The sequence below is a fragment of the Natrinema sp. HArc-T2 genome (genome assembly GCF_041821085.1).
Classification (GTDB): domain Archaea; phylum Halobacteriota; class Halobacteria; order Halobacteriales; family Natrialbaceae; genus Natrinema.
In genome coordinates, this window is the sequence record NZ_JBGUAZ010000010.1 from 76,622 (window position 1) to 91,819 (window position 15,198).

Annotated in this window: 11 protein-coding genes and 1 pseudogene; 6 read left to right on the plus strand and 6 right to left on the minus strand. The window is 54.4% G+C overall.

Annotation, left to right across the window (positions count from 1 at the left end; all coding sequences use genetic code 11):
* The first annotated feature begins 2 nt into the window (after window positions 1–2).
* A complete protein-coding gene (locus tag ACERI1_RS17370) occupies window positions 3–1,223 on the plus strand; it encodes a CaiB/BaiF CoA transferase family protein (RefSeq protein ID WP_373619718.1) in 1,221 nt (406 codons plus the stop codon).
* Window positions 1,224–1,305: 82 nt separating this feature from the next.
* On the opposite strand, the gene ACERI1_RS17375 is transcribed toward ACERI1_RS17370, so the two are convergent.
* The gene (locus tag ACERI1_RS17375) at window positions 1,306–1,791 is read right to left on the minus strand and encodes an Lrp/AsnC family transcriptional regulator (RefSeq protein WP_373619731.1); all 486 of its coding nucleotides are present in this window, start codon (window positions 1,789–1,791) and stop codon (window positions 1,306–1,308) included.
* A gap of 309 nt (window positions 1,792–2,100) precedes the next feature.
* Between ACERI1_RS17375 and ACERI1_RS17380 the strand changes: the two genes are divergently transcribed.
* Together ACERI1_RS17380 and ACERI1_RS17385 are read left to right on the plus strand one after the other, a co-directional pair.
* Complete coding sequence (locus tag ACERI1_RS17380) at window positions 2,101–3,462, plus strand: NAD-dependent succinate-semialdehyde dehydrogenase (protein WP_373619732.1); 1,362 nt, start codon at window positions 2,101–2,103, stop codon at window positions 3,460–3,462.
* A gap of 192 nt (window positions 3,463–3,654) precedes the next feature.
* Window positions 3,655–4,249 (plus strand): annotated as a pseudogene (locus tag ACERI1_RS17385) (IS6 family transposase).
* Between the two features lie 47 nt (window positions 4,250–4,296).
* Here ACERI1_RS17385 and ACERI1_RS17390 read toward each other — a convergent pair.
* Window positions 4,297–5,748, minus strand: coding sequence for an aldehyde dehydrogenase family protein (locus ACERI1_RS17390; protein ID WP_373619719.1), 1,452 nt, complete (start codon window positions 5,746–5,748; stop codon window positions 4,297–4,299).
* Window positions 5,749–6,822: 1,074 nt separating this feature from the next.
* Entirely contained in the window at window positions 6,823–8,226 is a 1,404-nt protein-coding gene (locus tag ACERI1_RS17395) for an APC family permease (protein ID WP_373619720.1), read from the minus strand.
* Window positions 8,227–8,674: 448 nt separating this feature from the next.
* On the opposite strand from ACERI1_RS17395, the gene ACERI1_RS17400 reads away from it, so the two are divergent.
* Window positions 8,675–10,054 (plus strand): aspartate aminotransferase family protein, encoded by a 1,380-nt coding sequence (locus ACERI1_RS17400; RefSeq protein ID WP_373619721.1) that lies wholly within the window; start codon window positions 8,675–8,677, stop codon window positions 10,052–10,054.
* 449 nt (window positions 10,055–10,503) lie between these two features.
* On the opposite strand, the gene ACERI1_RS17405 is transcribed toward ACERI1_RS17400, so the two are convergent.
* The 3 genes from ACERI1_RS17405 to ACERI1_RS17415 form a co-directional block, all read right to left on the minus strand.
* Window positions 10,504–10,851, minus strand: a complete 348-nt coding sequence (locus tag ACERI1_RS17405; protein ID WP_373619722.1) for a cupin domain-containing protein — start codon at window positions 10,849–10,851, stop codon at window positions 10,504–10,506.
* Between the two features lie 150 nt (window positions 10,852–11,001).
* Window positions 11,002–11,955, minus strand: a complete 954-nt coding sequence (locus ACERI1_RS17410; RefSeq protein ID WP_373619723.1) for an electron transfer flavoprotein subunit alpha/FixB family protein — start codon at window positions 11,953–11,955, stop codon at window positions 11,002–11,004.
* The gene (locus tag ACERI1_RS17415; protein ID WP_373619724.1) at window positions 11,952–12,743 is read right to left on the minus strand and encodes an electron transfer flavoprotein subunit beta/FixA family protein; all 792 of its coding nucleotides are present in this window, start codon (window positions 12,741–12,743) and stop codon (window positions 11,952–11,954) included. The genes ACERI1_RS17410 and ACERI1_RS17415 overlap by 4 nt, the downstream gene beginning before the upstream one ends.
* A gap of 845 nt (window positions 12,744–13,588) precedes the next feature.
* On the opposite strand from ACERI1_RS17415, the gene ACERI1_RS17420 reads away from it, so the two are divergent.
* Together ACERI1_RS17420 and ACERI1_RS17425 are read left to right on the plus strand one after the other, a co-directional pair.
* Window positions 13,589–14,365 (plus strand): IclR family transcriptional regulator, encoded by a 777-nt coding sequence (locus tag ACERI1_RS17420; protein ID WP_373619725.1) that lies wholly within the window; start codon window positions 13,589–13,591, stop codon window positions 14,363–14,365.
* Between the two features lie 179 nt (window positions 14,366–14,544).
* Window positions 14,545–15,198, plus strand: a 654-nt coding sequence (locus ACERI1_RS17425) for an ISH3 family transposase (RefSeq protein ID WP_373619726.1), incomplete at its 3' end; no start/stop codon positions are given.

Genomic DNA, 15,198 nt, shown 5'->3' on the forward strand with positions numbered 1-15,198 from the left:
CCATGACTGGCGAGGCACGCACTCCTGATGGCGACGACCAGCCCCTCGACGGACTGACGATCCTTGATGCCTCGCGGGTTCTCGTCGGGCCGTTCTGTACGATGCAACTGGGCGACCTGGGCGCGGAAGTCATCAAGATCGAACGACCGGACGGTGGCGACCAGACCCGTGGCTGGCATCCGCCGACCTATGGCGAGGAGAGCGCCTACTATGTCAGTGTCAACCGCAACAAGCGCTCGCTGACGCTAAACCTCGCCAGCGACGAGGGGCGCGAGGTGTTCTGCGACTTGGCATCAGAGGCCGATGTTCTCGTCGAGAATTTCCGGGTCGGGAAGATGGAAGAGTGGGGATTGGACTACTCGACGCTCAGCGAGGTCAACCCTGAATTGATTTACTGTTCGCTGTCGGGCTACGGCGAGTGGGGACCACAGAAGGACCGACCGGCCTACGACATCATGATGCAGGCCGAAGGTGGTCTGATGAGTATCACCGGCGAAGAGAACGGGCCCCCAGTGCGTGTCGGCGTCGCGATTGCTGATATCGGGGCAGGCATGTACGCTACGCAGGCCATTCTCGCGGCACTGCTCTATCGGGAACTTGGCGACGGAAACGGCCAGAAGATCGACGTCAGCCTACTCGACGGACAGGTTGCATGGATGAGTTACATGGCATCGTACTACTTCGCGACGGGCGACCCACCGGGTCGCATGGGGAGCAAACATCCGACGATTGCGCCTTATCAGGCGTTCGAGACCACCGATGGCTACATCGTAGTCGCGACTGCTTCTGAGAACATCTGGCCGAAATTCTGCCACGCACTTGACCGTGAGGACCTAATCGACGATGAGCGCTTCGCAGTCAACGCTGACCGCGTCGCGAACCGCTCGGAGCTCGACCAAATTCTCGATGCAGAGTTCGCACAGTATTCGACTGCCGAAGCTGTCGCACGGATGGAGGACGCTGGCGTTCCGGCTAGTCGCGTCCGCGATATGGAAGACGTATTCGAAAGTCCACAGGTTCAGGCACGGAACATGCACCAGACCGTCGACCATCCCACTATCGGGTCTATGGAAATGGCAGGGAGTCCAATGCATTTCTCACGGACGCCAACTGAGATTGAGCGGCACCCACCACTACTCGGCGAGCACACCAAAGAAATCCTCAACGAATTCGGGTACGACGACGAGATGATCGCAGAACTCGCCGATCGCGACGTCGTATAGAGAAAACAGCGAGCGTTCTCCGAATCACCCAGCCCGTGGTTGGTCACCCGGTCAACGAAAGACGAGGACGTGGCAAACCGTATTAGTCCGCGAGCTCCTCGATGAGCGTCTCGACATCGAAGTCGTTGAGCGGGTTCTGTTCATCCTTGACCGTCTTGATGGCAAACTTTGAGGACGTTCGCTCAATCTCATTAATGGCTTCATAGTCCTCGACCAGCGACTCGACCATCTCACGGCTCGTCACGTGAGCGATTGCGATGAAGTCGGTATCGCCCATGGTGAAGTACACCTGATTGACACCCTCGACCGAGGCGAGTTTATCACCGACAGTTTCGTGATAGCCTTCCTCGAACTCCGCCCAGATTTCCGAAATGAGTGTGATGGAGATGCCGACTTTCTCTAGATCGAGGTCATAGAGGTCGTTAGTGATAACACCGGAGTCGCGGAGCTGATTCAACCGGTAGTGAACCGTCGATTTCGGTATTCCAGTCGCGTCCTCAATCTTTTCCGGGCTCGCCGTTCCCTCTCTGGCGATCGCCGATAAGATCCGAATATCTTTCTCATCCATGGGGAAATCCTGAATACTATCCAATAATAGCGTCACGTATATAGGGATATTGGTTAGGTCACTGGAAGAGCGAGGCCAGAGCGCAGACGAGCAATCTCGAGCTATCTCTGTCGTTACTGACCGAAGCGCATAGTGCAGCTTATCGGTGTTCACCGTGTACTTTGTGAACTATGGAGTATTAGATAAACTACACCTTTCTGTTCAGTATCATTCTAATATTTTGCACTAGATCCAATATTATCTAAATCAGCTAGATTCATTCCGGCAGGGTATATTTGTGTGGTAGAGGAGATGAATTTCATGAGCGAGATCGAAGTGATCAATCCGGCAACCGGTGAGCACATCGAGACATATGAACAAGCCGATGCGAGCGACGTGGAAGCGACACTCACCCGAGCATCGGAAGCCTTCAACGACTGGCGAGATCGACCGCTACGGGAGCGGGAAAACCTACTTTCGCGTGTTGCAGACGTACTCCGGGACGGAAAGGCCGAGTACGCCGAGTTGATAACACAGGAGATGGGCAAACCGATTTCCCAGGCAACCGCAGAAATCGAGAAATGTATCTGGGGGTGTGAGCATTACGCTCAGCACGCGAGCGTTTATCTTGCCGACGAACATCACCCAAGCCCAGCTGGGTCAAGGGTCAAGACGGCGTATGATCCACTTGGTGCCGTCCTTGCGGTCATGCCATGGAACTTCCCATTCTGGCAGGTATTCCGGTTTGCCGCACCATATCTCACCGCAGGGAATGTTGGGATTCTGAAGCATGCTACGAACGTCCCTGGCTGTGCACGGGCGATTGAGGATATCTTCCGTACGGCTGGCTATCCCGATGGTGTGTTTCAGTCCCTGTTAGGACCGGTGGAGTATGTCGACGATATCATCGCCGACGAACGTGTACGTGCTGCAACGCTCACTGGAAGTGGACAAGCAGGACGGGCCGTTGCGTCGACAGCAGGTGAAAACCTAAAAAAGACTGTCCTTGAACTCGGTGGGAGTGACCCGTTTATTGTCCTTGACGATGCTAATATCGAACACGTAGCTGAAAAAGGTGCATGGGCGCGCAATCAGAACGGCGGCCAATCGTGTATCGCTGCAAAGCGGTTCGTCGTCCACGACGCCGTCTATGATGAATTTGTAGACCAGTTGGTCGAGGAAGTCGAAGCGTTGACCATTGGTGATCCTCTGAATGAAGAGACGGATGTCGGCCCGCAAGCTCGAGCCGACTTCTGCACTGATCTTCACGAGCAGGTGACCGCCAGCGTCGATGCTGGAGCAACAGTCCTAACTGGTGGTGAACCGCTCGACCGACCAGGAGCATACTACAAGCCAACCGTCCTGAAAGACGTCCCAGCAGACTGTCCGGCAGATTCCGAGGAGTTGTTCGGTCCTGTCGCGACAGTCTATCATGCTAATGATGAAGCCGAAGCGCTCGAGATCGCCAACGACACGCGGTTTGGACTAGGAGCGAGTATTTGGACCGCTGACCGAGAGCGTGGTGAACGACTGGCCCGCAATATTGATGCGGGATGTGTCTATGTCAACCAACTCGTCAAGTCGGACCCCCGTGTTCCGTTTGGTGGTATCGGTGATTCCGGTTACGGTCGAGAATTGTCTGCTATCGGTATCCAAGAGTTTGTGAATAGAAAAACAATCTGGGTAGAATAGAGCAGATCAACAGACTATTGAGCGCTTTCCAATAATTATCACTCGTTGCTCGCTGTATTCTGTTCCCAGGTGGTACGAGGTGATTGATCTATAACCCTGTGCAATCGAGACGGCAGTGTTCAAATAGGGTTTGAAAGGTGAGGCGCCGCGTTTTTTGTTTGTCTTGTCAGAAAACACTCTCTCCAGCAGAGTATTGGCCAACTCGATTTGGATCTCGTAGAGCGAGAAGCGACACCGCGACTGCTTATGAACCCAAGTATTCGGCTGTCTCTAACAGACTCTCACTTTCGAATACTATCTCTACTCTTGAGGTATTGGTGTCGTACGTGCTCGATCGACCGTACGGAAGTGGAGTTCACAAGACGGATCTACAGTTGGAGAATGGACAATCACCAGATCACACTGCGGCTAATGAAATCGTGATTCAACTGAATGCTGAACAGTATTGGCCGTACGTCGCTGTCAATCCGAAAACAAACGCTTTACTGCACACAAGGCTTGAACCGACCACAACGCAGATTCTCGCTCAACTGTTTCTCACCGAATTCCGCGAGAAACACGATATCAACATGCTGTGTTTCTCGTCGATGGCTCGCACTCGTTACAAAATGCGTGTCATCGGCAACGACTTCGATTTCAGATACGAACAACATGGAAATCGGAATGCTGCCAAACGTGTCTTCAGAAGAATAAAACACGGAACTCTCGGTTCCCAAACTGTTTCAGCAACACGGAAGCCGAAACAGCTGACGAGTGGCTCAAATCGTTCAGCTTTGCATGCAATTAGCTTATTTCAACACGGTGTACTACGCCCTTGATGGCTTCGAGTTAACGTTAGTAGTTTAGATAGACTGTTTTTGTGGTCGTGAAGAAATCAAGCCCAGCGTCGCCTTGCTCCCGATACGTGTTCGTTGAAGAGTTCTTGTAGCCTCCGAATGGAACATGCAACTCGAGTCCAGTTGTCTTCTCGTTAACCTTAGCGACACCTGCCTCGATGTCGTCAATAAACTGGTTTGCTTCTGTGAGATTCTGCGTGACAATACTTGAAGAGAGGCCGAACTGAACATCATTTGCGACTGCAAGCGCCTCCTCAAAATCTGCAACTTCAATTATCGATAGTACCGGTCCAAAGATCTCTTCTTGAGCGATCTGCATGTCGCTGGTCACATCAGAGAAGACAGTTGGCTCGACAAAATGTCCGTTATCATATTGTTTATCAGTAAGCCGGCTACCACCGGTTTCGAGCGTTGCGCCCTCTTTTTTACCAACATCAACAAAATCTAGAGTTGATTTAACTTCGGCTTGCGAGACGTGTGGCCCCATATCAGGGTCCTCGAGTCCAGGTCCAATATCGAGCGATTCAGCATACTCAGTAATCAACTGAGTAAACTCGTTATAGATATCTTCGTGGACAATCGCACGCGAAGTAGCAGTGCAGGACTGTCCCGTAGTTCCGAACGTTCCAGAACTGACTATAGTGACGGCCTCATCAAGGTCAGCGCTTGGCATGACGATTGTTGGGTTTTTCCCGCCCATCTCACATTGAACACGTTTCAGATCGTCTGCCGCAGACTGTGCGACCATTGTTCCAACCGTTGTGCTACCTGTGAATGAAACACCATCAATATTATCGTGCTGATGTAACGCAGATCCAACTTCGCTCCCGGAACCGGTTACGTAGTTAGCGACACCTCCAGGGAGCCCTGCCTTGTCGAGGCACTCGAAAATTGCTTGTGAAACACGGGGTGCCTCTGATGCTGGTTTCAGAACAACTGTGTTCCCGGTTGCAAGCGCAGGCGCAAGCTTCCATGCTGGAATTGCAATTGGATAGTTCCAAGGTGTGATGAGTCCTACTGTTCCAAGAGGTTCACTTTTTGTGTACAGTTCCATGTTTGGCTCACTCGGGGATTTGATCGTCCCCCCGAAATCACGAGCCTTCTCGGCATAGTAGTAGAAGATGTCAACTGCTCGTTGTACCTCTCCAGCGGCCTCACTTCTTGTTTTCCCCTCCTCGCGGGAGAGTGTTTTGGTGAGTTCGTCCATCCGGTCTTCAAGCAGTGATGCGGTCTCGAGTAGAATTTTCCCTCGTTCAGCACCAGGTGTTGCCGCCCATTCTGGTTGTGCTGCCGAGGCTGCATCGATAGCCTGGTTTGCGTCTGCCGCAGTAGACAGTTGAAAATGACCGATGATATCCTCTACGTCTGCAGGGTTATTGACGGAAAACGTATTGTCAGATTCCGATTCAACCCACTCTCCGTTACAGTAATTCCTGTACGTCTGTGACATACAAACAATATTTCGTTATGAACTATCTTAGATGTTTGGAAAGAGTTTGTGACGGAACTGGGAAATCGGAACTGAAGGAGAAAAAAGTCCTCCTACCAAGATTATTCTCCCGGACGTGGAACGAAACCAACGATGTAGTTCCTTCGGGAATTCAAAGAGAAACATCGCGTCGCAGACACGGAATTTCTCGTCGACGGGATGGGCTCTAACCACCCTCGCAAGAACTAAGCTAAGCGGCGATCTCGATAACTCAGAGCGAAATGCGCTGAAAGCTGTTTCAGACTTCACGATGCGTATTGGCCGATTTTATCAGACCTGGACCGGCAGTCAAGTCAGCACTCAGCCCTGATTGACTGCCTACACCGCCTACTACGATCACTCTCGAAGTTATCACGCACTGGGTAACGAATCATATAGTGAACACGCCAAGTCAGCAAACGCGGTTTAACAGAGCTAATAAATATGGCAATCAATAATGGTATTTATGGCCCAAATTAAAAAGTCCTGTCTGTAATATAGTGATGGTTTACAAGTGTATAGATGTAATACGACCTTCGACTATCTTAGGACATAATATTTCGGTGTTAGTAGAGCACTATTTGAGCTACAGGTGATAATGTTCGAAGACGCGAGCCCGATTATACTATAGTAACAACCGAAACGAGTTACACATCGATCGCATAGTCGTCGCGCAATCGGATGTGTAGTGACGTTCAATGGCTACTGTGAACCGCCTCGGGGGCAAACCCTGAGGCACTCGCCTTGCTCATCTGTAGACGACGTATGGTCAATTAACCGTATCGTCCTCGTTCAGTAGTTGTCGACCTGGAGCCCCCGGTGTAGGCCAGTGGGGGACGCCTGCTGGCTCACTGCCTGCAGGTTCGCGGCGCTCCGGGGCAAAGTCTTGAGGGAGATTATCGGTTGTCAAGTGGCGCATCCCCGCCACCAATACTCGCTGTGACGTACAGCTACTGCGATAAGTCGTCAGTTCTCTCCCAAAATCGAAATCCAGCATCGAGGGGTACAATGACGTGACGTCAGTGATTGACGTCAGAAGCGAACGGCGGTAGGTATTTAGTCCCCGTCGAACCCGTGGCTTTCAACCTGTGATGCCCCGCTGGAGAGGCGCGACTGTGAAACCAGACCGATGCCGAGGACGACCCACAGAAGGATGATCCCCCACTCGAAGGGCCACTGAAGCGCAGAGGGGGCTCCCGGTAAGTACATTGCGGTGAACCCGAGTGTCAGTCCGAGACCGAGGACACCAACCGCTTTCCCGCCCGGAATCTTCAGAGGCCGGTTCATTTCGGGTTCGCGGACGCGTAACACGAGGAAGGAGATGACGACCATCACCCACGCGATGACGATACCGAATCCGCCAGCGTTGACGATCCAGATGAGCATTTGCTTTCCGAATAGCGGCGAAAGCGCCGACAGGCCGCCGATGAGTGCAAGTGCCCGCGAGGGAGTGTTTGTTTCGGGATTGACCGTCGCGAGCGTCTCCGGCAGCATACCGGATTCGGCCAGCGCGTAGATGGCGCGGCTTCCACCGAGCAGGAACGAGTTCCAGCTGGTGAGGATCCCGGCGATGCCTGCCAGTGCCATGATCTTCCCGATGGTGGCGCTACTGAACAGAGCCTCCATGGCGGCGGCTGCGGGAAGCGGACTCTCGACGAGCACCGAACCCGCCAGCGCTCGCCCGGACGCCCAGATGACGAGGATGTAAAACAGCGCGGCGACCGACACGGAGGCGACGATCAGCAGACCGAGCGTCCGTTCGGAGACGTCGGCTTCCCCGGCGGCTTGGGGAATAACGTCGAACCCGACGAACATGAACGGCGTCATGATCGCGACGGTGAGCACACCGGCCATCCCGGAGTCGGCAAAGGGCGGCGTCGATGTCGAGTGACCGTTGGCCACCGCACCGATAGCCAGCGTGAGGCCCGCGAGCCCGATAACCAGTGTCAGGATCGTCTGGAACTGTGCTGCTGGCTGGACTCCCTTGTAGTTCAAGTACGTCATGACGATCGCACCGACGCCACCGACGAGGACCCACGTCCCGTAAACGGTCTGGCCGGCGATCGACCAGAGCGGGATCGCGTTGAAGCCCGGCACGACGTACGCGAGCGCTGATGGGAACGCGACGACCTCGAAGACGACGACGCCGACGTACCCGAGGATCAGCGACCAGGTACATATGAACGATCCGATGGGACCCAGCGCACGCATGCTGTAAACGTGTTCGCCACCGACGAACGGCATCGATGACGCGAGTTCACCGTAAATGAGTCCTACGACGGCGACCATGAACGATCCAAGGACGAATGCCAGGATTGATCCCGTAACTCCTCCCTCGTTGATCCAGTACCCTGACTGGATAATCCATCCCCAGCCGACCATCGCACCGAATGCCAATACGAACACGTCGCGCTTCGTAAGAACGCGTGAGAATTTTCCATTTGGCTCTGTGTTAGCCATACTCATCCATTTAGGCACATCTACTTATATCTTACTGAGTTCGAAAATGTGGCCCAATTCTAGGATTCAGTCCAAATAGTCTCGTGTACGAAGCACAGGTAATTCAACAACGGTGTCGAAAACGAGGAAGAATAGAAAACAATGAACAGTAGAAAAAGAGTGAGGGTTTACAGTGCTATATAATACGTCTCGAGGGGAGTCGAACCGATTACCGTACCGAGCTACGACCGAACGCACACGGCACCGGCGGACGCGGAAGCGAAATAGAACAGGGTCGATCTATCGAGACACGAACAACGAGTTTGTTACTCATCAAAGTCGGGATCAGCAGTGAGTGAGACGTTCGACTCGGCCCAGTTAAACCAGCTAGTGAAATCTACTGTGGGGGGATAATAGACATATCGGATTCAATGCAAACTTTTAGTACATAGTAGAACTACGTCCTACCATGGCTGTAGAACAGACGTTCGACGACCTCCACTTCACACAGGAGCCGGAAATCGAGACGTCAATTCCAGGGCCGGAGTCGAAGAAACTCCTCGAGCGGCAGCGACGCATCGACAGCAGTGCAATCGCGTATCCGAAGGTCGTTCCCATCGCAATCGAGGAAGCGAAAGGCGCGACGATCCGCGATGCCGATGGAAACACGTTCCTCGATTTTTTCGCCGGTATCGGCGTCCTGAACGTTGGCCATTCAAACCCGTACGTGATGGAGGCAGTTCAGGAACAGACCGAAAAGGTTGCACACACTATCGACTTCCCGACCGAGGCACGGCTGGACCTCATCGAGGCGCTGAACGACATCGCACCGGGCGCGCTCCCTGACAACAATCGCGTCATCTTTGGCGGTCCGACCGGCAGTGACGCCATCGAGGGGACGATCAAGCTGGCCAAGTACAACACCGGCGGCGACGGTCTCATCGCGTTCCGCGGTGCGTACCATGGTGGCAGCGCTGGCGCACTCAGCCTCACAGCGGGTAAAAAGTACAAGGAGGACTATGCGCCGATGCTCCCGAACGTCCACCACGTGCCGTACCCCTTCGCACACGAGCAAGGGCTAGACCCTCAGGAAGCCAGCGACAGAGCACTGGCTAACGTCCGGGAACTTCTTGAAGACCCCTACAGTGGGTTCGCGAACCCCGCAGGCATCTGGGTTGAGCCGATCCAGGGCGAAGGTGGTATCGTCACCCCGCCGGAGGGCTTCCTGCCCGGGCTGAAAGAGATCGCCGAAAACAACGATATCCCGCTGATCGTTGACGAGATCCAGACCGGCTTCGGCCGCACTGGTGAGTGGTTCGCAAGCGATCACTACGACGTCACGCCGGACGCCATGCCTATGGCAAAGGCGATTGGCGGCATTGGGCTCCCGCTGTCGGGGACGATGTACCACGAGGACCTGGACACCTGGGAGGCTGGCGGCCACGTCGGTACCTACCGCGGCAACGCTCCGGCGATGGTCGGCGGAGTCCGCGCCATCGAGTACATCCGTGACAACGACCTGCTCGCCCACGCCCGCGAGGTCGGCAGCTACATCCGCGATCGGCTTCGTGAGTCCGCCGGCGTGAACGAGCGCCTTGTTGACGTGCGCGGTCGCGGCCTGTTCATCGGCGCTGAGTTCGCCGACAGCGAAGACCAGACCGGCAAGGAACTCGTCAAAGACATACAGGAAGACTGCTACAAGCGTGGTGTCCTCGTGTGGTCTGCTGGCCGACGTGGCAACGTGCTCCGACTGATCCCACCGCTCGTGCTCACACAGGAACAGGCCACCGCAGGAATGGACATCATCTGCGACGCCATCGAACAGCACGCGTCCTCTAGTCACAACTGAACCGATCGCCGCACCGATCGCATGACCGTCGTGCGATCGGGTTGCAGTGACTGTCACTGGCTATGATAGCTGTCACCGCGCTTCGGCTGACAGCAAGATGAGTACGTTTGTTCTACAATATCGATCCAGAGATCGACAACTCTCTGGTACTCATTTCAGAACCGTAAGATACGGCCCCATGTTATCTTAACCATCTGTATTAGTAAAATAACAATTCCGAAAACAGCGTAGAGCTGAATATCTGTGAACGGCCAAAAAAGGACGATACTGTCCGTTATACAGGAAGGGTATGGAATGCCATTGCACTATTCAGAGATATGGCTGACGACCTCAACTGGAAGTGATTGACATTCCAATAGTCATGGATTCACTCTTCACCAATAAGATCTTTGTTTCGAGAATACTGGGAGATGTGACACGTGATCTCCCTTATTACACGCGTGTAGCTGTCACTCTTCTCGATCGGTCCAGAAGTCGAACGACCGCCCAGGTGCGAACACGTCGAGGCCGACGGCTCGAACGTCGCCCGTGTTTTCGACACGGTGGCTCTCCCACGCATCTAGCCAGACTGAGTCATATTTCTCGAGGGCCACTTTGTCATCTTCAGTTGTTACGGTGAGTGTCCCTTCGAGACAGATACAAACCTGTTCGTTTTCGTGATCGTGCATTGGTGAGCTATGCCCCGGTGGTTTCTCGAACCACTCGAACGTGAACGCGTTGCTGCCGGCCATCGCAACGCGCTGCCAACCTTCATCGGGTTCGTATGTTTCCGCGTCGTCAAAGTCAACTGATTTCATAGAGTTCCACCTATTGATCCTCTGTCGATCGTAATAACAATGCTGCTAACGTAGCCAGAACCCGGTGATGACAGGAACGTGCCGATATTCTCAATCTCGATCGAAATGCCGATGCGGGTTCAAGGACTGCTCACCCAGTCGTCAAGCTTCTCAATTGAACTCGTCGATGAGTTCGGGGACGACATCGAAGAGGTCGTCGACGATCGCGTAGTCGGCGATGTCCATGATCGGCGCGTTGGGGTCGGTGTTGATCGCGACGATCGTCTCGGAGCCTTTCATGCCGGCGACGTGCTGAACGGCACCCGAAATACCGATCGCGATGTAGACATCGGGCGTGACGACCTTCCCGGACTGACCGACCTGGCGGTTTTTGGGCAGCCAGCCGTTGTCGACGATCGGACGCGACGAGGACAGCGTCGCATCGAGTGCGTCGGCCAGGTCGCGGATCATCTCGAGGTTCTCCTCTTCTTCGATCCCACGACCGACCGAGACCAGCAACTCGGCCTCGCTGATGTCGACGTCGCCACCGCCGACTTCCTCGAAGCCGGTGACGGTCGAGCCGATCGCGTCCTCATCGATGTCGGCGTCGAAGGCCTCGATCGTGGCGTCGCCGGTGCCCTCGGCAGCGGGCCACTCGGCACCGCGGATCGTGACGACGGCGTCACCCTCGAGTTGGGTGGTCGTCTCGACCTTGCCGCCGTACATCTCGCGAGTAGCAATCAGGGTCTCGCCGTCGGCCTCGAGGTCGACGGTGTCGGTGACGATCGGCAGGTCGAGTTCGTTCGCGACGGCGGGCGCGTAGTCGAGTCCGTTGACGCTGTTGGGTGTCAGGACGTACTGTGGAGCGAGCTCGTCGTAGAGCTGCGTGACTGCCTGCGCGTAGATGTCGTGGTTGAACTCTTCGCCGTGGTCGACGGTGTGGATGGCGTCGACGCCGTCGCGATTGAGTTTGTCGGCGAAGTCGTCGACGGTGCCGCTGATGACCGCCAACTGGAGGTCGCCGCCGGTTTCGTCGGCGAGTTCGCGACCGGCGGTGATGAGCTCGTAGCTAACGTCTCGGAGGTCACCGCGGCGGTGGTCCGCGACTGCGAGGACGTCCGTCATTGTGCCACCCCCTTCTCGCGGAGCAGCTCACCGAGCTCCCCGGCCGTCTCGTCGGCACTGCCCTCCCAGACGGTCGCGTCGCTTTCGCTTTCGGGCTCGTACATCTCCGTCAGCTCGAGTTCGGTTTCGATCGCGCTCTCGTCGACGCCGATGTCGGCGAGGCTCTGGACGTCGAGTTCCTTGCGCTGGGCCTGTCGAATGCCCCGCAGGCTGGCATATCGTGGTTCGTTGATCCCCGTCTGGATCGTCAACACGGCGGGCAGTTCGATGTCGGTCAGCTCCTCGACGCCACCCTCGAGTTCGCGGCGGACCGACGCGACGCCGTCCTCGAGATCGTGCTCGAGGTGGTTGACGACGGCGCCCCACTGGAAGCCGAGCTGTTCGGCGACCGAGACGCCGGTCGCGCCGAAGCTGTCGTCGCCGGCCTGCACGCCCGAGAGCACGAGGTCGGGCTCCTCGGCCTCGATGACGGCGCTCAGGATCTCCGTCTTGGCGTTGACGTCGAGCAGGTCGACGTCCTCGAGAGCGTCGTCCCAGACGCGGACGGCGCGGTCGGCACCCTTCGCGAGCGCCTGACGGATGGTCTGTTCACAGTCTTCCGGACCGATGGTGACTGCGACGACTTCGTCGGCGATCCCGTCTTCCTGGAGTTGGACGGCTTCTTCGATCGCGTAGTCGTCCCATTCGTTCAAGTCGGCACCGAGGTACTGTCCTGCGATTTCGGTTCCCTCGATTTCGAACTCGTCTTCGACAGTCGCCACTTCTTTGACCGTAGCGAGAACTTTCATCGTTTGGTCTTTGATTTTACAAGTGGATATATGTTCCGTATCCGGGTGATAAAACGGCTTTGACAGTAGAACGCTGGTGATATATTCCACATCTTCCTTCATATCAAAACCCGGCTTATGTCGGGAGTACATAAACTCTACCCGTGGAACGAACGTTTGCTTCGCGTAACTGGGTCGCGAGATACGTGTTTATCTGTGAAACGGAACGCGCTTGTTCGATTCGACAGTTGGGGTAACGCGGTCGTTGATCACAACGTCATCACCGTCGATGCCACGGACGATTCCCGTGATCGTTGCTCTCCAAAGTCGAACTTCCAAACTGCTCGCGTTCGTTGGTATAATTCACAGTGGTCTCAAGACCACAGCCAGGGTTGAGAACGCAGCTTTCAGCTCATCACCAATGTTCGGTACGCGGGCCGACTCGTCACGATCAGATTTCACGAATGGAAAGAGACTGAATTTCGACAATGGCAAAAAGAATCTCTACCAGCAGGCTATGCTGAAGGGCAGATAGATCTATCGTACTGACTCTATGTCGATATCTTCCCTAATGTCCGTTGAATCAGTAGAGATTTAACACACTCGTTAATTTCGCTCCCATATTAAATGGATGTTCCAACAATATTGTTTCGGCGGTGACAAAACAGACTGCATTAATACTCAATCATCTAGTTTTCCACACACTATTATCGTTATACTGCTTTCCCAGCTATGTTTTCAACTGTTTTGGTAGATTCATGTCTGATGATTTTTTGTTCCAAGCTAATGGTTTGTTCTGCCAGTATGGCTCTGAAGAATGGCGATAGTAAGGACTACATGATCTGAGACCGCTGAAATACATATCAATGACAAACAAACCCGGGGAACGACAGGGGATCAAGGCCACGGAAACCGCCTTCGATATTATAAAAACAATTCATGAGGCGGGGCACATCCGTCTCGTTGAACTCGCTGACACGGTTGGAATCGCCAATAGTACCGCGTTCAGTCACCTCACAACACTCGAGGAACTCGGCTATGTAGTGAAAGAGCCAGATGGTTACCGACTAGGTCTGAGACTTCTCGACCACGGGATACAAGCGAAGTATCACTACCGAGAACTTCTTGATGCTTCTAAGCCGGTTCTCGAACAGCTCGTCAGCGAAACCGATGAGGCGGTCAATCTGGTTGTCGAAGAGGATAACCATGCGGTCTACATCGGTCGTCTTACCGGAGATCGTGGTGTCCCGACGAACTCTTGGGTAGGGAAGCATAAACAGATCCACACCCTTTCAGCTGGGAAGGCGATTCTAGCGCACATGCCTGAGAACCAGGTCGACGAAATCATTAGTCAGACAGGTCTTGATGGTGTAACAGCAGAGACGATCACGACTCGCGAGGAACTCGAGTCCGAGTTCGAGGAAATTCGAGAGCGTGGGGTCGCATTTAATAATTGTGAGTCTCATGAAAGCATTCGGGCTGTGGGCGCTCCAATCATTCTCAACGAGGAGGTCTATGGAGCAGTGTCGGTCGCTGGCCCAGCTAAACGACTGACTGGAGAGTATTTCAGATCTGAGATACCGGATTTACTACTTGGAGCGGTCAACGAAATCGAGCTCAAATTAGCCTATACTGATAACTGAACCCGACTTCTCGAGCAGAAAGTTCCGTCGAATCGAGATGCACCCGGAACACCCACACAGCTGGTCAAGTGCGCTCATTCCTCGTCGAAACGTCATCGCGATTTTCGGTACTTCCCAACCAGGATGAGAGCTGGAGCTAAAGCGTTGGTCTGATGAGGAAAATGTCTGGTTGAGTGAATGTGTTCAATATCCCTCAGCCAGACGGTGTTCTTTCGGATTCGGACATAAAAGATTTAGCGGAAGACGTCATCTGCCAGCTCCCTTTGCCAGGGATCGAGGGCTCGCCTCTCGATCCCGGCGATATCTGGGCTGTCGTTATTCTTGCAGCAGTCAATCAGACTTCCATCTGGGAGACGTGCAAAGACAACGACAACGCTGTCTGTGACGATACTGCCATGGACTGGCTACATACGCTCAACCGAGACCAGCTTGAGCGCATTGCTAACCGTCTTCTCCAAGAGTTAGCGATGACGATCCTCGACCGGTCAAGGTCGAGGATCGTCTCTATCGACTTCGTCGATAACCCCTATCATGGCACGTACGCTGACGAGAAAAGTGAACTCTGCCGAATGCACGCGAAGGACGGGACAACGACGTGTCACCGGTACTGTACAGCGTATCTCGTCTCGAACGGTAAACCGGTGACATTGGCCATGATGTACGTCCGAAGTGATGAGGAGGAGGCAGACGCGGTCGAGCGTGTCCTCGACCGCGTCGAAGCCTATCCCTTCGAGATAGAGCTTCTCTTGGCTGATCGTGGCTTCTACAACGAACGTATCCTGCGTCGTTCTCAGGAGATTGCTGCGACTGTTGTTCCCGTTCAAAAGAAGGGA